Raw genomic sequence first — 23162 nt, forward strand, 5'->3', positions numbered from 1 at the left:
ACTCCTGGTTCGTAGCGCTTAAATTCGAAAATCAAACAGCGAAAATCTTGCCCGGGTTCATGATGCCGTTCGGGTCGAACACCGCCTTGAGGGCTTTCATGTACTCGATCTCAACCGGGGAACGGCTGTAGGTCAAGTAATCACGCTTGGTCATGCCCACGCCGTGCTCGGCGGAGATCGAACCGTTGTACTTCTCGACGGTTTCGAACACCCACTTGTTGACGGTTGCGCATTTGGCGAAGAACTCGTCCTTGCTCAGGTTTTCCGGCTTGAGGATGTTCAAGTGCAGGTTGCCGTCGCCAATGTGGCCGAACCAGACGATTTCGAAATCCGGATAGTGTTCACCGACGATCGCGTCGATTTCCTTGAGGAATGCCGGCACTTTCGAGACGGTTACCGAAATGTCGTTCTTGTACGGCGTCCAGTGGGAAATGGTTTCGGAGATGTATTCGCGCAGTTTCCACAGGTTCTGCAGCTGGGTCTCGCTCTGGCTCATGACGCCGTCCAGCACCCAGCCCTGCTCCACGCAATGTTCGAAGGTCTCCAGGGCGTGGTTGGCCACTTCTTCGGTGGTCGCTTCGAATTCCAGCAAGGCGTAGAACGGGCAATCGGTTTCGAACGGCGCCGGCACGTCACCACGGCCCATGACTTTGGCCAGGGCTTTGTCGGAGAAGAATTCGAAGGCCGTCAGGTCGAGTTTGCTCTGAAAGGCGTGCAATACCGGCATGATCGCGTCGAAATCGGCAGTGCCGAGGACCATCGCGGTGAGGTTTTTCGGGGCGCGATCCAGACGCATGGTCGCTTCGACCACGAAACCCAGAGTACCTTCAGCGCCGATGAACAGCTGACGCATGTCGTAGCCGGTGGCGTTCTTGATCAGGTCGCGGTTGAGTTCAAGTACATCACCCTTGCCGGTGACCACTTTCATGCCGGCGACCCAGTTTCGGGTCATGCCGTAGCGAATCACCTTGATCCCGCCGGCATTGGTACCGATATTGCCGCCAATCTGGCTCGAACCAGCCGATGCGAAGTCCACCGGGTAGTACAGGCCCTTTTCCTCGGCCACGTTCTGCAGATGCTCCGTGACCACGCCCGGCTGACAAACGGCAGTGCGGTCAGTCAGGTTCACGTCGAGGATCTGGTTCATGTAGTCGAAGGACACGACCACTTCGCCATTGGCTGCCACGGCAGCGGCGGAAAGACCGGTACGGCCACCGGACGGCACCAGCGCCACCTTGTGTTTATTGGCCCACAGGACAATCGCCTGGACCTGCTCGGTGGTCTTGGGGAACACGATGGCGGTCGGGGCCGGAGCGAAATGCTTGGTCCAATCCTTACCGTAAGCATTCAGGGAGTCGGCATCGGTCAGCACCTTGCCAGGCTCAACCAGGGTCTTCAGCTCATCAATCAGGGCAGGATTGGTCATCGACAGAACTCTCGAACAATTCATGGTCATCCTGAGAACGCTTCACGTCGCAGGAATGAGTGTTTAGCGGGGCGCATATGCTAGCATACCGACCCCGCAGCATAGTGCCCAACGGCTGTTCTGCGGCGACGGTTTTGTTGCCGTCCGGGTCAGCATCTGTTGACCATTTCCTGCCATTTTTCTCCGGGATACAGGTTTACGCAGATGAGCAAGACTTCTCTCGATAAGAGCAAGATCAAGTTCCTTCTTCTCGAAGGCGTCCACCAATCGGCTGTCGACGTCCTCAAGGCGGCGGGCTACACCAGCATCGAGTACCTCACAGGTTCTCTGCCGGAAGCCCAGCTCAAGGAAAAGATCGCTGATGCTCACTTCATCGGCATTCGCTCCCGCACTCAACTGACCGAAGAGATCTTCGATCACGCGAAGAAGCTGGTTGCGGTCGGTTGTTTCTGCATCGGCACCAACCAGGTCGACCTGGACGCGGCACGCGAGCGCGGTATCGCCGTGTTCAACGCACCGTACTCCAACACCCGCTCCGTTGCCGAGCTGGTACTGGCCGAAGCGATCCTGTTGCTGCGCGGCATCCCTGAGAAGAACGCTTCCTGCCACCGTGGCGGCTGGATCAAGAGCGCGGCCAACTCCTTCGAGATCCGCGGCAAGAAGCTGGGCATCGTCGGTTACGGCTCGATCGGTACTCAATTGTCGGTCCTGGCAGAAGGCCTGGGCATGCAGGTGTACTTCTACGACACCGTGACCAAGCTGCCACTGGGTAACGCCACCCAGGTCGGCAACCTGCACGAGCTGCTGGGCATGTCCGACATCGTGACCCTGCACGTTCCGGAAACCGCTGCCACCCAGTGGATGATCGGCGAGAAGGAAATCCGCGCCATCAAGAAAGGCGGCATCCTGATCAACGCCGCACGCGGCACCGTGGTCGAGCTGGACCACCTGGCCGCCGCCATCAAGGACAAGCACCTGATCGGCGCCGCCATCGACGTGTTCCCGGTGGAGCCTCGCTCCAACGACGAAGAGTTCGAAAGCCCGCTGCGTGGCCTGGACAACGTGATCCTGACCCCGCACATCGGTGGTTCCACCGCCGAGGCGCAGGCCAACATCGGTCTGGAAGTGGCCGAAAAACTGGTCAAGTACAGCGACAACGGTACTTCGGTATCGTCCGTGAACTTCCCGGAAGTGGCCCTGCCGGCTCACCCTGGCAAGCACCGCCTGCTGCACATCCACGAGAACATCCCGGGTGTGATGAGCGAGATCAACAAGGTCTTCGCCGAAAACGGTATCAACATCTCCGGTCAGTTCCTGCAGACCAACGAGAAAGTCGGTTACGTGGTGATCGACGTAGACGCCGAATACTCGGAACTGGCGCAAGAGAAGCTGCAACACGTCAACGGCACTATCCGTAGCCGCGTGTTGTTCTGACCGAGCGCGCTGCGCAATAAAAAGGGAGCTCTCAGGAGCTCCCTTTTTCATGCCGGCCGGAAAGTCATTTCACCGTGATGGTGATTTTTTCCGAGACGATCGGCGGGTCGAACGCCATGTGGTTCTTGTCACCCAGTTCCAGTTGCAAGGTGTGCGTGCCTGGCTTGAGCTCCAGTTCGGTTTCGGTCTGGGCCTTGCCGAAGTGCTTGTGGTTGTCATCTACAGGGATGGCAGCGCCCGCCGGAACAATGCTCTTGGCATCCACCAACAGATGGTGATGGCCGGTGTTCGGGGTGGCATCACCCGCAGGCGCCAGCGCAATGCCCTTGACTTCAAACTTGACCTTGAACTTGCCATCGACAACGGCACCGCTGGCCGGCTCGACGATGCTCACCGAAGCGCCAACAGGAGCCGGCGTGGCCGCACTGGCCAGCACCGAAACACCCATCAGCAGGCCAGCCAACGCAGCACGTGACATAAAGGTTTTCATTCTCTTCTCCAGTTTTTCCGTAAAATTCGCGTGACCATCACAACTTCATGGTCAATCGTTGTCGAAGGCACTCGACAACCATAGCAAAGCGAGCCTGAATCAAAGGGTCGCGATAAAAAATTCAAAGGAGTGACCATGCGCTTTCTGCCTGGCCTGATCTGCCTGCTACCCCTTTTGAGCCCTTTGGCTCACGCCGAACTGATTGACGACGTAAACGACCGCGGTGAATTGCGCATTGCCCTTGAGGCTAATACACCCCCCTTCAATTTCAAGGAAGACGGCAGTCTTGCAGGCTTTGAAGTCGAATTGGGTCAATTGCTGGCTAACGAACTGGATGTGCGCGCCGACTTTGTCGTCACCGACTCCGGCGATTTGTTGACCGGTGTTGAAAGCGGCAAGTACGACATCGCCATCAATCACATTGCAGAGACCCCGGCACTCAAGGATCGTTTCGACTTCAGCGAACCTTACATTCATGCCGATGCGCAATTGATTGCACAAAAGGACGAGCCGAAGTCAATGCTGCTGGTGCAGTCGCTGACCGAAGACAAGCCGAAAGCCAGCGCGCCTGTGAGCCTGGCGATTCCGTTTCAGAAGGGGAACCCGGCGTTTCATGCCAGCCTGGAAAACGCGTTGCAGCGGATCAAGGCCGATGGCCGGCTCGAGGCGCTGGAACAGAAATGGTTTGGGGCGGATTCGGGTGTGGCACCGAACCCCTGAGCCGCGGGATAACCCTGTGGGAGCGAGCCTGCTCGCGAAAGCGGTGTGCCAGACAACATTAATGTCGACTGACACTACGCATTCGCGAGCAGGCTCGCTCCCACAGTAGTCTTGTGTGGGTCGTTAATTGAGTGCTGCCAGTGCCTGCGTCGCCTCAGCCAGTTCGAGTTCGCTGAAGACGTGAACGCCATTTCGCTTCAGAAGCGCCGCCGTCACCCCTTCGCCACTGACCTTCACGCCACTGAACGTCCCGTCGTAGGTCAGCCGATTGCCGCAGGACGGGCTATTGGCCTTGAGGATGGCAATGCGGATGCCGTGCTTTTGCACCAGTGCCAGCGCCTGATAAGCCCCGGACAGAAACTGCGCACTGACGTCTTCGCCCTCGGTGGTGATCACCAATGCCTGCCCTTCCAGCACGTCGGCACCCTGCCCGCCCGGAATCTCCGCGGCTGCCCGTGGCGTCGGCAAACCGCCGGCGACTTCCGGGCACAGTGGCACGACCCGCCCTTCGTCGAGCCACTGCTGAAGCTGATCGAACGGCCCGCTGGCGCCGCCGTCATAGCGTACGCGGTGACCCAGCAGGCAGCGGCTTACAAGAATCTTCTGCATGATCAGAACGGCTCGTTGCCCCGACGCCGGAACCAGCCGGTCAACGACAGGCGTTCACGGGTCGCGGGCAGGACTTCATGGGGAACCTCTCCCGACAGGAATACCACCAGGCATCCACCTGTCGGCACCACATCGTATGGCACGTCTGCATCCAGGTACATGCGCAACTGACCGCCGTGCTCTGGCAGCCAGGCGTCGTTGAGATAGACCACCGCCGACACCATGCGCCGGTCGTCGTCGCGGAACCGGTCGACGTGTTTGAGGTAGAACGCACCGGGCGGGTACATCGCGAAATGGCTTTCGAAATCTTCCAGGCCCAGGAACAGGTCGCGATTCATCGCCTCGCGCAAGCTGTCCATCAATTGCAAATAACTGTCGCATGCCTCGGCCTGGCCGGGTTCGATCCACTGGATATGATCGCCGCGAATCCCCTCGCGGATCTCCGAGGAAGGTCCGCGCCCCACCGCTGCCGGAGCCAGTTCGCCCTCGGCTGCACGTTTACGGCACTCGGCCGCCAGCGCCCGGGTCAGATCCAGAGGCAGGAAAATATTCTGCTGTGACCAGCCGTTGGCAGCCAGGTCATCGACGATTCGTAACAGCAGCGGGTGATCAGAAGGTATTTGCATGGCGCGCATAGTATTCCTGCGCCTGGAAATCCGACAGAGCCACGCAGCGGGTTGATACGAATTCTCGACAAGACTGTATGCCACACGGAGAATAGTCGCCTGCTGACAGGAGTCCCTATGCGCCGTTTGCTTCTCTCCCTGCTGATGTTCTGCGTTTTGCCCGCCTGGGCAGACGGCCACGACCAGTTGTACAAGGTCGCCGGCTGGCCGGAACAACGCGCGCATTTCAACGACGCCCTCTCGGCCGCGCAACAACGCTACCAAAGCAGCCTGCCACCGGCGGTGTTCCAGGCGTTGGTCAACAACAGCAATCAGCGCTTTGATCCCAAGGCTGTGGACCGGCGCGCCGAAGCACAGTTGCGCAAGAACCTCGCTGATCCCAAGCCCGCACTGGCGTTCTTTCAATCCCCGCTGGGCAAGAAAATCGTCGCCGCCGAGTTGCTCGCGACCCGCCGCGATCAACTGGCGAAAAACGCCAAGGGTTTGCCCAAGATGCAGGCCAGCGACAGTCGCCTGCTGATCATTGGCCACCTGGCGCAGGCGTTGCCTGCACGCGAGGCGGGCGCCGAAGTCAGCCTGGCGATTGCCGGTGTCGCCGCCGACAGCCTGAGCTCGATGATTCCCGGCCTGCTCGGCGCGGGCCAGGCCCAAGGCATGTTGAACGGGCAGCGCCAGCGCTTGATGGACCAGATCGGCAGCGACCTGAACAACACGTTGCTGTATGTCTATCGCGACCTGTCGGATGAAGAGCTGGAAGAGTTCGCCACCTTTGCCGAGTCGGCCGAGGGCAAGGCTTATTATCAGGCGGCACTGGCGGCGATCAAGGCGGGGTTGGCGGTGGGGCAGGCCAATCCCCAATAGTCTTCAGTGACAGTAAGGGCCTCATCGCGGGCAAGCCTTGCTCCCACAGGTTTATGTGTTGATCACAATATTGTGGATTCACACCGGCCACTGTGGGAGCAAGGCTTGCCCGCGATGAGGCCCTTATTGTCGCTAAAGATTCCTGCCCTTGATCCGCTTGGTCAAAAACCCGAAATACTCCCCCCTCAATACCGCCGCCTCATTCGCCAGGTGATGCCGCGCCTCAGGCAGCATCAATACCTGAGGCCGATCGAACTTCGCCCGCAGCACCTCAAGGTTGTGTTCCCAATCCACGGTCATGTCCGCCTGCCCCTGCACAATCAACGGTCGCCGGGGGCTGGCGGGTGCGGCTTCGACGCGTTTGATCCAGCGCGCCAACGCCCCGACCCACGCCGTCGGCAGTCGTAGTGGCTGCAAGGGGTCGGCCTGCAGGAACGGCAGGAAATCCGGGTCATTCGAATTTTCACTGAAACGCCGGGCGATGGCTTTGACGAATGGCCTGAGCAGGTAATAACTCAGTTGCGACCAGCCCCACGCCCGCGGCCGCACCAGCGGTGCCAACAGAATCACCTGGCCCTGGGCCGGACTGCTCGCCCCCGCATTCAACACATGGTCGATCACGATCGCGCCACCGGTGCTCTGTCCGCACAGGTGCCACGGTTGCGGCAGATCAAGTGAGCGCGCCTCGGCAAACAGGCCTAGCAGTGCGTCCTGGTACTCGGCGAAGTCCTTGATGCTCGCCCGCTCGCCACTGGACAGTCCATGCCCCGGCAAGTCGCAGGCGATCACCGCGAAGCCCTGCTCCAGCGCCCACTCGATCACATGCCGGTAGAGGCCGGTGTGATCATAAAAGCCATGGAAGACAAACAGCGTCGCCTTCACCCGCTCCGGCCACCAGACCTGGCTGACCAGGTCATAACCATCGACCTGAAAACGCCCCAGGCCACTGCGTACGTTTCGCGCAGCAAAATCCAGCCCGTAAAACCGCTGATAAGCCTGGGCCTCCGCTGACAACGGCTGCCCCTCGGCCAATGGCCGCAGGCTGGCGCGCAGGTGATCAGGGTCGAAGGTGACAGGCATGGGCGATTCCAGAGCACTAAACGGACTTTATGGACCTGCGATATTCATCTGTCGCGGCAAGCATGGCAAGCTAGCCGACCTTCGAGGAATGAACCCATGCGATCGCCCTTGCGCGCCACCCTGTTTGCCAGCCTGCTCGCCGTGGTGTGCGCCGGTGCGTTGTGGGCGGCCTACGACTGGTTCCAGGGGCGCTACCTGCGCGCATTCAGCGAGCACACCGCGCTGTTCTCCGGCGACCCGCTGCGCCTGCCGGACACACTCGCCGGCCCTGGCGCCATCCGCCTCGTCCATTTCTGGGACCCGGCGTGCCCGTGCAATGTCGGCAATCAACAACATCTCAGTGAACTGGTCGAGCAATACGCCCCGCAGGGTGTTGAGTTCTACTCGGTGCAAAAACCCGGCAGCCATGGCCAGTTGCCGGGCAACTTGAGCCGCCTGAAAACCCTCAGCGTCCTGCCCGGCTCCGAGCAGGTCCCCGCCAGCCCCGCCGTGGCCATCTGGGATCGCAACGGCAAGCTGGCGTACTTCGGCCCCTACAGCGAAGGCCTGACCTGCAATTCCAGTAACAGTTTTATCGAGCCGATCCTGCAGGCGTTAAACGAAGGTCGCGCCGTGAGTGCCACGCACACACTGGCGGTAGGGTGTTACTGCCCTTGGCCGGCCGATACAGCCAGGTAGGGAAAAACGCGGCAATACGAATCCCTCCTACGGGCGATGGGCCAATTCGGTGAGCCGTGTTAAACAGTGGCACCAGGGAACTGCAGTCGCTCATAACAACAAGGAGTCACCATGAAACGTAGCCTGACCGCTCTCGGCTCGCTGATCGTCACGCTAGTCGCGGTTGGCGGCTGGTACGTCTACAGCAAGCAGCCGACACGCCAGGGCATGGTGGAACTGCAACACCTGCAAGGCTCGGTCACCGTGCGCTACGATGAACGCGGGATCCCGCATATCCGCGCCGAAAACGAACCCGACCTGTACCGTGCCCTGGGTTATGTCCATGCCCAGGATCGACTGTTCCAGATGGAAGTCCTGCGTCGCCTGGCCCGGGGTGAGCTGGCCGAGGTGCTCGGCCCGAAACTGCTCGACACCGACAAGCTGATGCGCAGCCTGCGCATTCGTGAACGCGCCGAAACCTACCTGGCGAATCTGGACAAGCAATCGCCCGCCTTCATCGCCATGCAAGCCTATCTGGATGGCATCAACCAGTATCAGGACAGCCACGCAAAACCCGTGGAGTTCGATGTGCTGGGCATTCAAAAACGCCCGTTCACCGCCCAGGACACCATCAGCATCGCCGGCTACATGGCCTACAGCTTTGCCGCGGCATTCCGTACCGAACCGTTGCTGACGTTCGTGCGCGATCAACTGGGTGCCGACTACCTCAACGTTTTCGATCTCGACTGGCAGCCCAACGGTGTGCTGGCGAACCGGCACAGCGGCGCCAAGCCGTCCCTGGCCAGCGCCGACTGGAAAGACCTCAACGTCCTCGCCCGCCTGAGCGAACAGGCACTGGCTGACAACGGCCTGCCTCAATTCGAAGGCAGCAACGCCTGGGTCGTGGCCGGCAGTCGAACCAAAAGCGGCAAGCCGTTGCTCGCAGGTGACCCGCACATCCGCTTTTCCGCGCCGTCGGTGTGGTACGAAGCGCAGCTCTCGGCGCCGGGGTTCGAACTCTACGGCCATTACCAGGCCTTGATGCCGTTCGCCTCGCTGGGCATGAACCGTGATTTCGGCTGGAGCATCACCATGTTCCAGAACGACGACCTCGACCTGATTGCCGAAAAGGTCAACCCGGACAATCCCAACCAAGTCTGGTACCGCGGCAAGTGGGTAGACATGGTGACCAGCGAACAGCAGATCGCGGTCAAGGGCCAGGCACCGGTAACCCTGACGTTGCGCCAGTCGCCCCACGGCCCGATCGTCAACGATGCGCTGGGCAACAGTGTCGGTAAAACGCCGATTGCCATGTGGTGGGGGTTTCTCGAAAGCCAGAACCCGATACTGGAAGGCTTCTACCAGCTCAACCGTGCCGACACCCTGGCCAAGGCGCGCAGCGCTGCGGCCAAGGTCCAGGCTCCCGGCCTGAATATCGTCTGGGCCAACGCCAAGGGTGACATCGGCTGGTGGGCGGCGGCGCAATTGCCCAAGCGTCCTGCCGGGGTACGCCCATGGTTCATCCTCGACGGCAGCAGTACCGAAGCGGACAAGGACGGTTTCTACCCGTTCAGCGCCAACCCGCAGGAAGAGAACCCGGCGCGGGGCTACATCGTCTCCGCCAACTTCCAGCCCGTGTCACCGACGGGCATGGAAATTCCCGGTTACTACAACCTGGCCGATCGTGGCCAGCAGCTCAACTATCAGCTCGGCGACAAGAGCATCAAGTGGGATCTGGAGTCCAGCCAGAGACTGCAACTGGGCACCACCACCGCTTACGGCCCGCGTCTGTTGGCACCCCTGCTGCCGGTGTTGCGTACGGTGGTGAGCGACCCTGCCGAGTTGAAACTGGTGGAGCAACTGGCCCAATGGAAAGGCGATTACCCACTCGATTCCACTAGCGCCACCGTGTTCAACCAGTTCCTGTTCAACCTGGCTGACGCGGCGATGCGCGATGAATTGGGCAACGATTTCTTCGAAACACTGCTCTCGACCCGGGTAATCGATGCCGCGCTGCCACGCCTGGCGGCGAACCCCGACTCACCGTGGTGGGACAACCGCAGTACCCTCGGCAAGGAAACCCGCGCCGATACGGTCAAGATAGCGTGGCAGGCCAGCATCGCCCACCTCAAGGGCACCCTCGGCGCCGATTCCGCGCAATGGCAATGGGGCAACGCGCACACCCTGACCCATGGTCACCCGCTGGGCCAGCAAAAGCCGCTGGACCGTCTGTTCAACGTCGGCCCATTCGCCGCCCCCGGCAGTCATGAAGTGCCAAACAACCTGTCGGCCAGGATCGGCCCGGCACCCTGGCCGGTGACTTACGGCCCCTCCACCCGGCGCCTGATCGACTTCGCCGATCCGGCCCATAGCCTGACCGTCAACCCGGTAGGCCAGAGTGGCGTGCTGTTCGACCGTCACTATGAAGATCAGGCCGAGGCGTATATCGAAGGGGTGTACTACCAGGCGCATCTCAATGATGAAGAGGTGACGGCGAATACGCGCAGTACATTGAAGCTGTTGCCGGCGCGGTCGGGGCAATAGATTTTTGTTGCCTGGGCTGACGCTTTCGCGAGCAGGCTCGCTCCCACAGTGGACCGGTGCTGCACACAAATTTTGTGTTCGCTGGCTATCTCATGTGGGAGCGAGCCTGCTCGCGAAGAAGCCCTGACTCACACCGCTGATTTCAGCTCAGACCATCGCCGCGAAATTCAACCTGAACTGCTGCGGCGTCACCCCCAGCCTGCGGTTGAACACGCTGCGCATATGCTGGGCATCACGAAATCCGCACTGGTACGCCACGGTCTTGAGCGGAGCGCCTGTGCTTTCCAGCATCACTCGCGCCGCATCCACCCTCGCCCGCTCGACGAATTCGGCCGGGGTGATTTTCGCTTCCCTGGCAAACACCCGGGAAAAATTGCGCGCACTCATGTTGGCAGCCTTGGCCAGGTCGGCGATGGTCAGGTCGCCGGTCAAGTTGGCCAATACGTAGTGCTGGACCATCGCCACGGCCGAGGTCGGCTCGGCGTGGGGTGTGAGGAACGGGCTGAACTGTGACTGGCCACCCGAGCGTTGCGTGAACACCACCAGCCGCTTGGCCACGCTCAGCGCCACGTCCGGCCCGTGATCGCGGCCCAGCAGGTACAACGACAAATCAATCCCCGCCGTGACACCGGCCGAGGTGTAGAGCTCGGCATCCTGCACGTACAAACGGTCGGCTTCGACCCGAGTCGTCGGGCACAGCGCGGCCAGCGTCGCGGCATCGCTCCAATGGGTGGTCACCGTCCGCCCCTCCAGCAATCCCGCCCGGGCAAGCATGAACGCGCCGTTGCAGATCGAACCAAAGCGCTGAGCCCGCGCGCAGGCATCACGCAGCCAGGCATCGAACGCGGCACCGAAATCCATGAAAGGCAACTGCGGTCCGCCGGCAACCAACAGCAGGTCCCAGGCCTGCAACGCATCGCTGAAATGTCGATGAGCACTCAGTGCCAGACCGTTGGAACACGCCATCACCCCGCGCTCCACGCCAATCACCTCCAGCCGATAGTGATCCTCTGGAGCGAGGAAACGATTGGCCTCGGAAAACACATCCATGGGTCCGGTAACGTCCAGTGACTGGACGCCGGCGAACACCACGATGGCGATGGTTTTACTCATGGTTCGAATTGCCTTCTAAGAATCACGCTGTGTGGCGAGGGAGCTTGCTCCCGTCGGGCTGCGAAGCGGCCCCATAAACCGCAACCAAGTTCTTTCAGGAGCATCGCGATAGAGGGTTTACGACTGCTGCGCAGCCGAGCGGGAGCAAGCTCCCTCGCCACAAAAGCAGTTTACGGGCAGCAAACTTAGCCAATCCCCGACCAACAAGCGAGGCTGGCGCGATATGCATGCTCATTGGCCGGGATCGCAGCCATGGATCGATTGTCCGGTTTGGGGTGCCCGAACAGACTGGACACCTCAGCGCCGCCAAGGCGTTCACCACGAGGAAACGCCCATGACCACCATCATTGCCGGTATCAAAATCCCCGATAGCGCATTGGCCAAGGCCGCCACCGAATACATCCGCGACATCGAATCCGACTTGCTCTATCACCACTCGCGCCGGGTATTTCTATTCGGTGCGCTGAGCGGCGACCGCAAGCGACTGGCCTACAATCCGGAGCTGCTGTACATCGGCGCGATGTTCCATGACCTGGGTCTGGTAGAAGGTTACCGCAGCGACAACGAGCGTTTCGAAGTCGATGGCGCAAACGCCGCGGCGGCGTTCCTCAAGCCTTACGGATTCAGCGATGACGATATCGAGCAGGTCTGGCTGTCGATTGCCCTGCACACCACGCCGGGTGTGCCGCAACACCTGCGGCCGACCGTGGCGCTGGTGACCGCCGGCGTTGAGATGGATGTGCTGGGCATGGACTACGCAGCGTTTTCCACCGCGCAGCGCGAAGCGGTGGTGCATGCGCATCCACGGGGTGAAGGGTTCAAGGAGTGCATCATCTGCGCCTTCGCCGACGGCTTGCGGCATCGTCCGCAGACTACGTTCGGCAACGTGAAGACCGATGTGCTGATGGATCAGGAGCCAGGGTTCAAGCCGATGAACTTTGTCGAGGTCATCCGCAAATCCCCTTGGACTGTATAGAGCCAATGTGGGAGCGAGCCTGCTCGCGAAAGCGGTGCGTCAGACAACAATGATGTCGACTGATACTCCCTCTTCGCGAGCAGGCTCGCTCACACAGTTTGGATTGGGTTGGCCACAGAAATGTGGTCAACCCCGTTCAGGCTCAAGCTGCTTCCGGCGCCTGCGCGCGGCGCACGTCCGGTTGTTTCCAGGAATCGGCAGCGCCTTCTTCGATAGCCTGCTGAATCGCACGCTTGCGGCTTTCTTCGGCACGGCGGCTGAAGAACCACACCAGGAAGGTCATCAGCGATACCGCCAACAGAATCAGGCTGGCCACGGCGTTGATTTCCGGCTTCACGCCCAGGCGCACCGCGGAGAACACTTCCATCGGCAGGGTCGTGGACCCCGGACCCGACACGAAGCTCGCCAGTACCAGGTCATCCAGGGACAGGGCGAAAGACATCATGCCACCAGCCCCCAGAGAGGGTGCAATCATCGGGATGGTGATCAGGAAGAACACTTTCCACGGCTTCGCACCGAGGTCCATGGCCGCCTCTTCGATGGACAGGTCCAGCTCACGCAAGCGCGCCGACACCACCACCGCCACATACGCCGCACAGAACGTGGTGTGGGCGATCCAGATGGTCACGATGCCGCGTTCCTGTGGCCAACCGATCATCTGCGCCATGGCCACGAACAGCAGCAACAGCGACAGGCCGGTAATCACTTCCGGCATCACCAGTGGGGCAGTGACCAGGCCACCGAACAGCGTGCGGCCCTTGAAGCGGGTGATGCGGGTCAGGACGAACGCGGCCAGCGTTCCCAGCGCGACAGCCGCAACCGCCGTGTAGCAGGCGATTTCCAGCGAGCGCACCACCGACCCCATCAGTTGCGTATTGTCCATCAGGCCGACGTACCACTTGATCGACCAGCCGCCCCATACCGTCACCAGTTTCGAGGCGTTGAACGAGTAGATCACCAAAATCAGCATCGGCGCGTAGATGAACAGCAGACCCAGTACCAGCATCAGGCTGGAGAAACGGAAGCGCTTCATTCTTTACCCTCCATTTCCTTGGCCTGACTGCGGTTGAACAGGATGATCGGCACAATCAGGATCGCCAGCATCACCACCGCCAGTGCAGACGCCACCGGCCAGTCACGGTTGTTGAAGAACTCTTGCCAGAGCACTTTACCGATCATCAGGGTTTCCGGTCCGCCAAGCAGTTCAGGGATCACAAACTCACCCACCACCGGGATGAACACCAGCATGCAGCCGGCGACGATGCCGTTCTTGGACAACGGAATGGTGATTTTCCAGAAGCTGTTGAACGTGCTCGAACCCAGGTCCGACGCGGCTTCCAGCAAGCTGTGGTCGTGCTTCACCAGGTTGGCGTACAGCGGCAGGATCATGAACGGCAGGTAGGAGTAAACCACACCGATATAAACCGCCAGGTTGGTGTTGAGGATCTGCAGCGGCTCGTTGATCCAGCCCATGCTCATCAGGAACCCGTTGAGCAGGCCGTTGTTGCTGAGGATGCCCATCCACGCGTAGACGCGGATCAGGATCGCGGTCCAGGTCGGCATCATGATCAGCAGCACCAGCACCGTTTGCAGCTCTTTGCGGGCGCTGGCGATGGCGTAGGCCATCGGGTAGCCGATCAGCAGACAGAGGATGGTGCTGAAAAACGCCATCTTCAACGAGCCAAAGTACGCGGCGATGTACAACTCGTCGCCGGCCAGCATCGAGTAGTTGCCCAGGTTCAACAGAATCTGCAGCTTCTGCTCGGCGTAGTTGTAGATCTCGGTGTACGGCGGAATGGCCACGTCGGCTTCGGCGAAGCTGATCTTCAGGACGATGAAGAACGGCAACATGAAGAACATGAACAGCCAGATGAAGGGAACCCCGATGACCAGCTGGCGGCCACCGGGAATTATTCGATTGAAGCGGCGTTTGAGTTTGCGCATGTTCATGAGCGAAGTACCACGCCGCTGTCGTCTTCCCAGTACACGTAGACCTGGTCACCCCAGGTCGGACGTGTGCCGCGGCGTTCGGCGTTGGCGACGAAGGACTGGACGATCTTGCCGCTCGGCAGTTCGACGTAGAACACCGAGTGCCCGCCCAGATAAGCGATGTCGTGCACCTTGCCGCTGGACCAGTTGTATTCACAGGTCGGCTGGGTCGGGGTGACGATCAGTTTTTCCGGACGGATCGCGTAGGTCACGGACTTGTCCTGCACCGAGGTGCTGATGCCGTGGCCGACATAGATCTGGCGGTCCAGGTCCTTGCAGGTGATGGTCGCGTGGCCTTCGGCGTCGTCAATCACTTCGCCGTCGAAGATGTTGACGTTACCGATGAATTCGCAGACCAGGCGACTGGTCGGGGTTTCGTAGATGTCGATCGGGCTGCCGATCTGGGCGATCCAGCCCAGGTGCATGATCGCGATGCGCTCGGCCATGGTCATGGCCTCTTCCTGGTCGTGGGTCACCATGACGCAGGTTACGCCGACGCGCTCGATGATCTCCACCAGCTCCAGTTGCATCTGCGAACGCAGCTTCTTGTCCAGTGCGCCCATCGGCTCATCGAGCAACAGCAGTTTCGGCCGTTTGGCCAGCGAACGGGCCAGGGCCACACGCTGACGCTGGCCACCGGACAACTGATGCGGCTTGCGCTTGGCGTACTGGCTCATTTGCACCAGCTTGAGCATATCGGCCACTCGCGCATCGATTTCAGCGGCGGGCAGCTTGTCCTGCTTGAGGCCGAAGGCGATGTTCTGCGCCACGGTCATGTGCGGGAACAGGGCGTAGGACTGGAACATCATGTTGATCGGCCGCTCGTAAGGCGGCATGTCGGTGATGTCTACGCCATCGAGGAAGATGCGCCCCTCCGTGGGCCGTTCGAAACCTGCGAGCATGCGCAGCAAGGTCGATTTGCCCGATCCCGAACCGCCGAGCAGGGCGAAAATTTCGCCTTTCTTGATTTCCAGGGACACATCGTCCACGGCAATCGTCTCGTCGAACTTCTTCGTGACCCGGTCGATTTTGACCAGCACCTGCTTAGGTGACTGGTCGCCCTCGAGGGCTTTCTTATAGGCGCCGGAGGCAACTGCCATTTACGAAACTCCCAAAAAAAAAGAGTGCAGTTCGCTCAAGGTGAGCCAACCTTGGATAGTTTGAGCCTTGAAGCTATTTACCCGACTTGACCGTGGTCCAGTTGCGGGTCATCAAGCGTTGAATCTTCGGTGGTAACTCGACGGACACGTAGGTCTTGTCGAGCACCTCTTGCGGTGGGTAAACCGCTTCGTCGGTGCGAATGGACTGTTCCATCAGTTTGTCCGACCCCGGGTTAGGGTTGGCATAGCCGACGTAATCGCTGACCTGGGCAATCACCTCAGGTTTCAGCAAATAATTGATGAACGCGTGGGCCTCCTTGGGGTTGGCCGAGTCCTTCGGAATCGCCAGCATGTCGAACCAGAGTGCACCGCCTTCTTTCGGAATGGCGTAGGCGATGTTGATGCCTTTCTTGGCTTCCTGGGCACGGTTGCGGGCCTGGAAGATGTCGCCGGAGAACCCGACCGCCACGCAGATATCGCCGTTAGCCAGGTCGGTGATGTACTTGGACGAGTTGAAGTAGGTGACGTAGGGCCGCACGGCCAGCAACTTGGCGGTCGCCTTCTTGTAGTCTTCCTCGTTGGTGCTGTTGGCGTTCAGACCCATGTAGTTAAGGACCGTCGGCATCATTTCATCAGCGGAATCGAGGAACGCCACGCCGCATTTGTGCAGCTTCTTGATGTTCTCAGGTTCGAACAGCACGCTCCAGGAATCAATCTTGTCGACGCCCAGCACAGCCTTGATCTTGTCAACGTTGTAACCAATGCCGTTGGTACCCCACAGGTACGGTACGGCGTAAAGGTTGCCAGGATCGTTCTGTTCCAGGCGCTTGAGCAATACCGGGTCGAGGTTCGAATAATTCGGCAACTTCGACTTGTCGAGTTTCTGGAAAGCCCCGGCCTTGATCTGTTTGCCAAGGAAGTGGTTGGACGGCACGACCACGTCGTACCCGGTATGCCCGGCCAACAACTTGCCTTCCAGGGTTTCGTTGGAGTCGAACACGTCATAGACCGGCTTGATCCCGGTCTCTTTCTGGAAGTCGGCCAGGGTGGACTCGCCGATGTAGTCGGACCAGTTATAAATATGCACGGTGCCGGCGGCCTGGACACTGACGGCAAGCGTCAGTCCGGCACCGAGCAACACGGCATTGCGCAACAAAGAAGAAATAGGCAAGTGGAGGTCCTCTAAAATTAGTTGGGCCCAAGTTGCCCCGCGTTACATGACAACCGTGATTGCCCAGCAACAAAACCGGCGCGCAACTTACCCTCGAAAAACCGTTCCAGCAAAACTTTTGTCATTTAATTCAACCTGTTGTCGCCATCGCCTGGATGACGACAACAGGCTATTGCATCAAACCGGCTTATTTACCGGATTTGATTTTGGTCCAGCTGCGGGTCATTTCACGCTGGGTCGCCGCTGGCAGGTCGGCGATGGCATACAACTTGGCCTGCACATCGGCCGGCGGGTAGATGCCTGGATCGCTGGTGATGTCTTTTTCCACCAGAGGTGTTGCCGCGGCGTTACCGTTCGGGAAGCGTACGGCGTTGGTGATACCGGCCATGACTTCAGGCTTCTGCAGGAAGGTCATGAACTTGTAGGCGCCTTCGACGTTCTCGGCATCCTTGGGAATGGCAACCATGTCGAAGAAGCTGCCCGCACCTTCTTTCGGAATGGCGTAGCTGACTTTCACCTTGTCACCGGCTTCGGCGGCACGGGACTTGGCCTGCTGCACGTCACCCGAGTAGCCAACCGCTACGCAGATGTTGCCGTTGGCCAGGTCGGAGATGTACTTGGACGAGTGGAAATAGGTGATCGATGGACGAATCTTGAGGAACAGGTCCTCGGCTTTCTTGATGTCTTCTTTCTTCTGGCTGTCGGTTGGCAGGCCCAGGTAGTGCAGCGCGACCGGGAGCATTTCGGTCGGCGAATCGAGGAAGCTCACACCGCAACCCTTGAGCTTGGCGATGTTTTCCGGCTTGAGCAGGACGTCCCAGGAGTCGATGGTGTCCACGCCCAGCGCAGCCTTGACCTTCTCCGGGTTGTAGCCGATGCCGATCGAGCCCCACATGTACGGGAAGGCGTGCTTGTTGCCAGGGTCGCTGACCGAAACGGCCTTGAGCAGATCCTGGTTCAGGTTTTTCCAGTTAGGCAGCTTGGACTGGTCCAGCTCCTGATAGACGCCGGCCTTGATCTGCTTGGCCAGGAAGTTGTTCGACGGTACGACCACGTCGTAGCCGGACTTGCCCGCCAGCAGCTTGGCTTCCAGGGTTTCGTTGCTGTCGAATACGTCGTAGACCACCTTGATCCCGGACTCTTTCTCGAAGTTCGCGATGGTGTCCGGAGCGATGTAGTCGGACCAGTTGTAAACGTGCAACACCTTGTCGTCCGCGTGCACTGCACCCGCCATCATGCCCGCAATGGACAGGGCGAGCAGAGTCTTGCCAGCAAGCTTTTTACCTAATGCCTTCATGCGTCATGCTCCAAATTTTTCTTTTTTTGAACCACTTTGTTCAGCGGCCGAACCCGGACAACTGGAACCGCGGCTAGTCTGGCAAGATCCGAGGCGGTCTTTCAAGGAAAGGCCGCCCTTTATGGCGACGCTGAGCGAAAGTTTCATACTCCCGCTCAGAGCCTAGCACTTAGCCCTTCAATGCACTCAGGGTCAGGTCCAGGCACTTGCGCGCCTTGGCCACCAGCTCATCGATTTCCTCTTTGCTGATCACCAGCGGCGGCGCGATGATCATGGTGTCCCCCACGGCACGCATGATCAGCCCGTTATCGAAGCAGAACTGCCGGCAGATCATGCCGACGCCCTTGCCTTCGTAGCGCTTGCGCGTGGCCTTGTCCTGGACCAGTTCAATGGCCCCCAGCAGGCCCACCCCACGAACTTCGCCCACCAACGGATGATCGTTCAGTTCCCGCAGACGTTTCTGCAAATACGGTGCCGTTTCCGATTTCACGCGTTCGACAATTTTTTCGTCGCGCAGGATGCGGATGTTTTCCAGGCCCACAGCGGCTGCGACCGGGTGACCGGAGTAGGTGAAGCCGTGGTTGAAGTCACCGCCTTCGTTGAGTACGTCGACCACTTCATCACGCACGATCAGGCCACCCATCGGGATGTAGCCGGAGGTCAGGCCTTTGGCGATGGTCATCATGTCGGGCTTGAGGCCGTAGAAATCGCTGCCGAACCACTCACCGGTGCGGCCAAAACCACAGATCACTTCGTCGGCGACGAACAGGATGTCGTACTTGGCGAGGATTTCCTTGATGCGCGGCCAGTAGCTGTCTGGCGGAATGATCACGCCACCGGCGCCCTGGATCGGCTCGGCAATAAAGGCACCGACGTTGTCGACGCCGACTTCCAGAATCTTCTCTTCCAGCTGATTGGCAGCCCAGATGCCGAACTCTTCCGGCGTCATGTCGCCGCCTTCAGCGAACCAGTACGGCTGGGCAATGTGGACGATGCCCGGAATCGGCAAGTCGCCCTGTTCGTGCATGTAGGTCATGCCGCCCAGGCTCGCGCCGGCCACGGTGGAACCGTGATAGCCGTTCTTGCGGCTGATGATGACTTTCTTCTTCGGCTGGCCCTTGATCGCCCAGTAGTGGCGGACCATACGCAGCATGGTGTCGTTGCCTTCAGAGCCGGAACCGGTGAAGAACACATGGTTCATGCCTTCTGGCGCGATGTCGGCGATGGCCTTGGCCAGTTCCAGTACCGGCGGGTGCGCCGTCTGGAAGAACAGGTTGTAGTAAGGCAGCTCGCGCATCTGTTTGCTGGCGGCATCGGCCAGTTCATCGCGACCATAACCAATCGCGACACACCACAGGCCGGCCATACCGTCGAGGATCTTGTTGCCTTCGCTGTCCCAGAGGTAAACGCCCTTGGCGTTGGTGATGATCCGCGGGCCTTTCTCTTTCAGCTGTTTGAAGTCGCTGAACGGAGCCAGGTGGTGATCATTGCTCAAGGTTTGCCATTCACGGGTTTGCGGATTGTTGCTGGTCATACGAATCTCCTAAAAAAATCAGTTGAAAGCGCCGCCAGGCAGCGACGGCGCCCGGCGTATCAGACGGCAAAGAGCAGGAATTCCCTTTCCCACGAACTGATGACGCGCTTGAAGTTTTCATGCTCGGCCCGCTTGACCGCGACGTAGCCAGTGATGAAATTTTTGCCCAGGTATTTCTCGATGGTCGCGCTGTTTTCCATGCGTTCCAGCGCGTCCTCGATGGTCAGCGGCAGGCGCAGGTTGCGGCGTTCATAGCCGCGCCCCACCACCGGCGCACTCGGGTTCAGGCCTTCGACCATGCCGATGTAACCGCAGAGCAGGCTCGCGGCAATCGCCAGGTACGGGTTGGCATCGGCGCCCGGCAGGCGGTTTTCCACCCGACGGTTTTGCGGCCCGGCATCCGGAACCCGCAGGCCCACGGTGCGGTTCTCTTCGCCCCACTCCACGTTCACCGGTGCCGAGGTGTCCGGCAGGAAGCGGCGGAACGAGTTCACGTTGGGTGCGAACAGCGGCAACAGCTCGGGGATGAGTTTCTGCAAGCCACCGATGTGGTGCAGGAACAGCTGGCTCATGGTCCCGTCGTCATTGGAGAAGATGTTCTTGCCGGTCTCCATGTCGATGATGCTCTGGTGCAAGTGCATGGCACTGCCCGGCTCGCCGGTCATCGGCTTGGCCATGAAGGTCGCGGCCACGTCGTGCTTGAGCGCGGCTTCGCGCATGGTGCGCTTGAACACCAGGATCTGGTCGGCCAGGGACAGGGCATCGCCGTGACGGAAGTTGATTTCCATCTGCGCCGTGCCGTCCTCGTGGATCAGCGTGTCGAGGTCCAGGTCCTGCAGTTCGCACCAGTCGTAAACGTCTTCGAACAGCGGATCGAATTCGTTCGCCGCTTCGATGGAGAACGACTGGCGACCGATTTCCGGGCGACCCGAACGGCCGATCGGCGGTTGCAGCGGATAGTCCGGGTCGTCGCTGCGCTTGGTCAGGTAGAACTCCATTTCCGGCGCCACGATTGGCTGCCAGCCTTTGTCGGCATAGAGCTTCAGGACTTTCTTGAGCACGTTGCGTGGCGACAGCTCAATCGGCTTGCCCTGTTTGTCGTAGGTATCGTGGATGACGATGGCGGTCGGCTCGATGGCCCATGGCACCAGGTACACCGCGCTCTGGTCGGGACGGCAGATCATGTCGATGTCGGCCGGGTCGAGCAGTTCGTAATAGATGTCGTCTTCGACGTAATCGCCGGTCACGGTCTGCAACAGCACGCTTTCTGGCAGACGCATGCCTTTTTCGGCGATGAATTTGTTGGTCGGCGAAATCTTGCCCCGGGTAATCCCGGTCAAGTCAGCGATCATGCATTCGACTTCTGTGATCTTGTGGTTTTTCAACCAATCGGTGAGCTGGTCGAGGTTGTTACTCATAAATGCCTCTAGGCTTTGAGTTTCCTGACGTTGCGTGTCAGGCGATGTTTGACGCATCGGCGTCGCGTTGAAATGCGCGTCTGGCACAGGCTAACGTGGTTTTCCGGACAGCCCGGTAAACGTCGGGCGTGCGCAACCGCGAACGGTACCCTGCACGATGGCTGAGCCGCTATTGTGAATCGGTTCTATATTGAATGGAGTAACCGTAATGGGTGTGCCATCAGGGCCGTCCAGAATATCGGACAGGGAGGGTCTGACCGCCTGGGAAACACGGATCACCGACAGGCTCGAAGCCGCAGCGGCTACAGTGTTGGCGTAAATGTCGCCACTGATGTGATAAGCATGCCGACCGTTCTGCGTAGAGCAGGCGGTGACGCCGATTAACGGCAGGCGAGACATGAAGCACCCCGGTATTATTGCTGTTATGGGTTTGATTCGAGCTTAGCCTTGTTCATTTTTTTACACAACACCCCCGTAAAAAATACAACACGGTCCGCTCAAACGTGCTGGAGCCATGTCTCTCGAGAACAAAAAAATGCCCCAAAGTGCCCCATAAATGCCCTCATGGCGCTTTTTCAGGGCACATAAGGCCTCGCTTGACTTCGGCAGGCCGTTCGGGTTGACTGAAACCAGAAAAGATCAATGATTGATATTTTTAACAACAAAGGTGTTGCATCATGTCGGTACCCCCGCGTGCCGTTCAGCTTAACGAAGCGAACGCGTTCCTTAAGGAACATCCTGAGGTTCTGTACGTTGACCTTCTGATTGCGGATATGAATGGTGTGGTGCGCGGCAAGCGCATCGAACGCACCAGCCTCCACAAGGTTTACGAGAAAGGCATCAACCTGCCGGCCTCTCTATTTGCTCTGGATATCAATGGCTCGACGGTGGAAAGCACCGGCCTGGGCCTGGACATCGGTGATGCTGACCGAATCTGCTATCCAATCCCCGACACCCTGTGCAATGAGCCTTGGCAGAAGCGCCCGACCGCGCAACTGTTGATGACCATGCACGAACTCGAAGGCGAGCCATTCTTCGCCGACCCGCGTGAAGTGCTGGCCAATGTCGTGCGCAAGTTCGACGAAATGGGCCTGACCATCTGCGCCGCGTTCGAACTGGAGTTCTACCTGATCGACCAGGAGAACGTGAACGGTCGTCCGCAACCCCCTCGCTCACCGGTTTCCGGCAAGCGTCCGCACTCGACACAGGTCTACCTGATCGACGACCTCGACGAATACGTCGACTGCCTCCAGGACATTCTGGAAGGTGCGAAAGAGCAAGGCATCCCGGCCGACGCCATCGTCAAGGAAAGTGCCCCGGCGCAGTTCGAAGTGAACCTGCACCACGTGGCCGACCCGATCAAGGCCTGCGACTATGCCGTGCTGCTCAAGCGCCTGATCAAGAACATCGCCTACGACCATGAGATGGACACCACCTTCATGGCCAAGCCTTACCCAGGCCAGGCGGGTAATGGCCTGCATGTCCACATCTCGATTCTCGACAAAGACGGCAAGAATATTTTTGCCAGTGAGGATCCCGAGCAGAACGCCGCACTGCGTCACGCGATCGGCGGTGTGCTCGAGACCCTACCCGCACAAATGGCGTTCCTCTGCCCGAACGTCAACTCGTACCGTCGTTTCGGCGCGCAGTTCTACGTGCCGAACTCGCCGAGCTGGGGCCTGGACAACCGCACCGTGGCCCTGCGCGTTCCGACCGGCTCCGCCGACGCGGTGCGTCTGGAGCACCGAGTGGCCGGCGCCGATGCCAACCCGTACCTGCTGATGGCTTCGGTCCTGGCGGGCGTGCACCATGGTCTGGTCAACAAGATCGAACCGAGTGCTCCGGTGGAAGGCAACAGCTACGAGCAGAACGAGCAAAGCCTGCCGAACAACTTGCGCGATGCGTTGCGTGAACTGGACGACAGCGAAGTCATGGCCAGGTACATCGATCCGAAATACATCGATATCTTCGTCGCGTGCAAAGAGAGCGAGCTGGAGGAGTTCGAACACTCCATCTCCGACCTTGAGTACAACTGGTACCTGCATACCGTGTAAGCGGTTGCAGTAAAAAAGGAACGCCGCCGGCTGATAAGGCCGGCGGCGTTTTTTTATGGCCGC

21 protein-coding genes are annotated in these 23162 nt (G+C 59.7%); 7 read left to right on the forward strand and 14 right to left on the reverse strand.

Annotation, left to right across the window (positions count from 1 at the left end):
- Positions 1–31: 31 nt before the first annotated feature.
- Complete coding sequence (locus BJ917_RS19800; protein WP_096514349.1) at positions 32–1426, reverse strand: FAD-binding oxidoreductase; 1395 nt, start codon at positions 1424–1426, stop codon at positions 32–34.
- Between the two features lie 204 nt (positions 1427–1630).
- Here BJ917_RS19800 and serA point away from each other — a divergent pair, with 204 nt between their 5' ends.
- Positions 1631–2860: a phosphoglycerate dehydrogenase gene (gene serA / locus BJ917_RS19810; protein WP_077048552.1), complete on the forward strand. Its 1230-nt coding sequence runs from the start codon at positions 1631–1633 to the stop codon at positions 2858–2860.
- A gap of 64 nt (positions 2861–2924) precedes the next feature.
- Here serA and BJ917_RS19815 read toward each other — a convergent pair whose 3' ends face one another.
- Positions 2925–3350 carry a DUF4399 domain-containing protein gene (locus BJ917_RS19815; RefSeq protein WP_096514347.1) on the reverse strand — a complete coding sequence of 142 codons (426 nt, stop codon included), beginning with the start codon at positions 3348–3350 and terminating at the stop codon, positions 2925–2927.
- Between the two features lie 135 nt (positions 3351–3485).
- Between BJ917_RS19815 and BJ917_RS19820 the strand changes: the two genes are divergently transcribed.
- Complete coding sequence (locus tag BJ917_RS19820) at positions 3486–4070, forward strand: transporter substrate-binding domain-containing protein (protein ID WP_121104202.1); 585 nt, start codon at positions 3486–3488, stop codon at positions 4068–4070.
- Positions 4071–4193: 123 nt separating this feature from the next.
- Here BJ917_RS19820 and BJ917_RS19825 read toward each other — a convergent pair whose 3' ends face one another.
- Both BJ917_RS19825 and BJ917_RS19830 read right to left on the reverse strand, forming a co-directional pair.
- Positions 4194–4679 carry a DUF523 domain-containing protein gene (locus tag BJ917_RS19825; RefSeq protein WP_121104204.1) on the reverse strand — a complete coding sequence of 162 codons (486 nt, stop codon included), beginning with the start codon at positions 4677–4679 and terminating at the stop codon, positions 4194–4196.
- A gap of 2 nt (positions 4680–4681) precedes the next feature.
- A complete protein-coding gene (locus tag BJ917_RS19830; protein WP_096514344.1) occupies positions 4682–5314 on the reverse strand; it encodes a 2OG-Fe(II) oxygenase in 633 nt (210 codons plus the stop codon).
- Positions 5315–5422: 108 nt separating this feature from the next.
- Here BJ917_RS19830 and BJ917_RS19835 point away from each other — a divergent pair, with 108 nt between their 5' ends.
- Positions 5423–6166 (forward strand): DUF2059 domain-containing protein, encoded by a 744-nt coding sequence (locus tag BJ917_RS19835; RefSeq protein ID WP_096514343.1) that lies wholly within the window; start codon positions 5423–5425, stop codon positions 6164–6166.
- A gap of 132 nt (positions 6167–6298) precedes the next feature.
- On the opposite strand, the gene BJ917_RS19840 is transcribed toward BJ917_RS19835, so the two are convergent.
- Positions 6299–7246, reverse strand: coding sequence for an alpha/beta hydrolase (locus BJ917_RS19840; RefSeq protein WP_096514342.1), 948 nt, complete (start codon positions 7244–7246; stop codon positions 6299–6301).
- Positions 7247–7342: 96 nt separating this feature from the next.
- Between BJ917_RS19840 and BJ917_RS19845 the strand changes: the two genes are divergently transcribed.
- Positions 7343–7924: a DUF6436 domain-containing protein gene (locus BJ917_RS19845; protein WP_096514341.1), complete on the forward strand. Its 582-nt coding sequence runs from the start codon at positions 7343–7345 to the stop codon at positions 7922–7924.
- Positions 7925–8035: 111 nt separating this feature from the next.
- Complete coding sequence (locus tag BJ917_RS19850; RefSeq protein WP_121104206.1) at positions 8036–10447, forward strand: penicillin acylase family protein; 2412 nt, start codon at positions 8036–8038, stop codon at positions 10445–10447.
- A gap of 147 nt (positions 10448–10594) precedes the next feature.
- On the opposite strand, the gene BJ917_RS19855 is transcribed toward BJ917_RS19850, so the two are convergent.
- Positions 10595–11560 (reverse strand): GlxA family transcriptional regulator, encoded by a 966-nt coding sequence (locus tag BJ917_RS19855; protein WP_121104208.1) that lies wholly within the window; start codon positions 11558–11560, stop codon positions 10595–10597.
- Between the two features lie 334 nt (positions 11561–11894).
- On the opposite strand from BJ917_RS19855, the gene BJ917_RS19860 reads away from it, so the two are divergent.
- Positions 11895–12536 (forward strand): HD domain-containing protein, encoded by a 642-nt coding sequence (locus BJ917_RS19860; protein WP_121104210.1) that lies wholly within the window; start codon positions 11895–11897, stop codon positions 12534–12536.
- Positions 12537–12678: 142 nt separating this feature from the next.
- Here BJ917_RS19860 and BJ917_RS19870 read toward each other — a convergent pair whose 3' ends face one another.
- The 8 genes from BJ917_RS19870 to BJ917_RS19905 form a co-directional block, all read right to left on the reverse strand.
- Entirely contained in the window at positions 12679–13569 is an 891-nt protein-coding gene (locus BJ917_RS19870; RefSeq protein WP_096514337.1) for an ABC transporter permease subunit, read from the reverse strand.
- Complete coding sequence (locus BJ917_RS19875; RefSeq protein WP_177435603.1) at positions 13566–14447, reverse strand: ABC transporter permease subunit; 882 nt, start codon at positions 14445–14447, stop codon at positions 13566–13568. The genes BJ917_RS19870 and BJ917_RS19875 overlap by 4 nt, the downstream gene beginning before the upstream one ends.
- A 35-nt stretch (positions 14448–14482) precedes the next feature.
- Positions 14483–15625, reverse strand: coding sequence for an ABC transporter ATP-binding protein (locus BJ917_RS19880; protein ID WP_096514335.1), 1143 nt, complete (start codon positions 15623–15625; stop codon positions 14483–14485).
- Between the two features lie 73 nt (positions 15626–15698).
- The gene (locus BJ917_RS19885) at positions 15699–16796 is read right to left on the reverse strand and encodes a polyamine ABC transporter substrate-binding protein (RefSeq protein WP_096514334.1); all 1098 of its coding nucleotides are present in this window, start codon (positions 16794–16796) and stop codon (positions 15699–15701) included.
- A gap of 187 nt (positions 16797–16983) precedes the next feature.
- Positions 16984–18093 carry a polyamine ABC transporter substrate-binding protein gene (locus BJ917_RS19890; protein ID WP_096514333.1) on the reverse strand — a complete coding sequence of 370 codons (1110 nt, stop codon included), beginning with the start codon at positions 18091–18093 and terminating at the stop codon, positions 16984–16986.
- A 169-nt stretch (positions 18094–18262) separates the two neighbouring features.
- Entirely contained in the window at positions 18263–19627 is a 1365-nt protein-coding gene (locus tag BJ917_RS19895) for an aspartate aminotransferase family protein (protein ID WP_096514332.1), read from the reverse strand.
- A 59-nt stretch (positions 19628–19686) separates the two neighbouring features.
- Complete coding sequence (locus BJ917_RS19900; RefSeq protein WP_121104214.1) at positions 19687–21045, reverse strand: glutamine synthetase family protein; 1359 nt, start codon at positions 21043–21045, stop codon at positions 19687–19689.
- A 90-nt stretch (positions 21046–21135) separates the two neighbouring features.
- Positions 21136–21444, reverse strand: a complete 309-nt coding sequence (locus BJ917_RS19905; protein WP_172901640.1) for a hypothetical protein — start codon at positions 21442–21444, stop codon at positions 21136–21138.
- 278 nt (positions 21445–21722) lie between these two features.
- Between BJ917_RS19905 and BJ917_RS19910 the strand changes: the two genes are divergently transcribed.
- Positions 21723–23099: a glutamine synthetase family protein gene (locus BJ917_RS19910; protein ID WP_096514330.1), complete on the forward strand. Its 1377-nt coding sequence runs from the start codon at positions 21723–21725 to the stop codon at positions 23097–23099.
- Positions 23100–23162 lie beyond the last annotated feature (63 nt).

It is taken from the genome of Pseudomonas sp. WPR_5_2 (assembly GCF_003634475.1).
GTDB classification, from domain to species: Bacteria; Pseudomonadota; Gammaproteobacteria; order Pseudomonadales; family Pseudomonadaceae; genus Aquipseudomonas; species Aquipseudomonas izuensis.

Excerpts from the sequence above, each read along its gene's own strand:
- serA (WP_077048552.1), top strand. The coding sequence starts at position 1,631 with ATGAGCAAGACTTCTCTCGATAAGAGCAAGATCAAGTTCCTTCTTCTC.
- BJ917_RS19825 (WP_121104204.1), bottom strand. The coding sequence starts at position 4,679 with ATGCAGAAGATTCTTGTAAGCCGCTGCCTGCTGGGTCACCGCGTACGC.
- BJ917_RS19815 (WP_096514347.1), bottom strand. The coding sequence starts at position 3,350 with ATGAAAACCTTTATGTCACGTGCTGCGTTGGCTGGCCTGCTGATGGGT.
- BJ917_RS19855 (WP_121104208.1), bottom strand. The coding sequence starts at position 11,560 with ATGAGTAAAACCATCGCCATCGTGGTGTTCGCCGGCGTCCAGTCACTG.
- BJ917_RS19870 (WP_096514337.1), bottom strand. The coding sequence starts at position 13,569 with ATGAAGCGCTTCCGTTTCTCCAGCCTGATGCTGGTACTGGGTCTGCTG.
- BJ917_RS19880 (WP_096514335.1), bottom strand. The coding sequence starts at position 15,625 with ATGGCAGTTGCCTCCGGCGCCTATAAGAAAGCCCTCGAGGGCGACCAG.
- BJ917_RS19850 (WP_121104206.1), top strand. The coding sequence starts at position 8,036 with ATGAAACGTAGCCTGACCGCTCTCGGCTCGCTGATCGTCACGCTAGTC.
- BJ917_RS19900 (WP_121104214.1), bottom strand. The coding sequence starts at position 21,045 with ATGAGTAACAACCTCGACCAGCTCACCGATTGGTTGAAAAACCACAAG.
- BJ917_RS19860 (WP_121104210.1), top strand. The coding sequence starts at position 11,895 with ATGACCACCATCATTGCCGGTATCAAAATCCCCGATAGCGCATTGGCC.
- BJ917_RS19830 (WP_096514344.1), bottom strand. The coding sequence starts at position 5,314 with ATGCGCGCCATGCAAATACCTTCTGATCACCCGCTGCTGTTACGAATC.
- BJ917_RS19820 (WP_121104202.1), top strand. The coding sequence starts at position 3,486 with ATGCGCTTTCTGCCTGGCCTGATCTGCCTGCTACCCCTTTTGAGCCCT.
- BJ917_RS19845 (WP_096514341.1), top strand. The coding sequence starts at position 7,343 with ATGCGATCGCCCTTGCGCGCCACCCTGTTTGCCAGCCTGCTCGCCGTG.
- BJ917_RS19840 (WP_096514342.1), bottom strand. The coding sequence starts at position 7,246 with ATGCCTGTCACCTTCGACCCTGATCACCTGCGCGCCAGCCTGCGGCCA.
- BJ917_RS19800 (WP_096514349.1), bottom strand. The coding sequence starts at position 1,426 with ATGACCAATCCTGCCCTGATTGATGAGCTGAAGACCCTGGTTGAGCCT.
- BJ917_RS19905 (WP_172901640.1), bottom strand. The coding sequence starts at position 21,444 with ATGTCTCGCCTGCCGTTAATCGGCGTCACCGCCTGCTCTACGCAGAAC.
- BJ917_RS19890 (WP_096514333.1), bottom strand. The coding sequence starts at position 18,093 with ATGAAGGCATTAGGTAAAAAGCTTGCTGGCAAGACTCTGCTCGCCCTG.
- BJ917_RS19895 (WP_096514332.1), bottom strand. The coding sequence starts at position 19,627 with ATGACCAGCAACAATCCGCAAACCCGTGAATGGCAAACCTTGAGCAAT.
- BJ917_RS19910 (WP_096514330.1), top strand. The coding sequence starts at position 21,723 with ATGTCGGTACCCCCGCGTGCCGTTCAGCTTAACGAAGCGAACGCGTTC.
- BJ917_RS19835 (WP_096514343.1), top strand. The coding sequence starts at position 5,423 with ATGCGCCGTTTGCTTCTCTCCCTGCTGATGTTCTGCGTTTTGCCCGCC.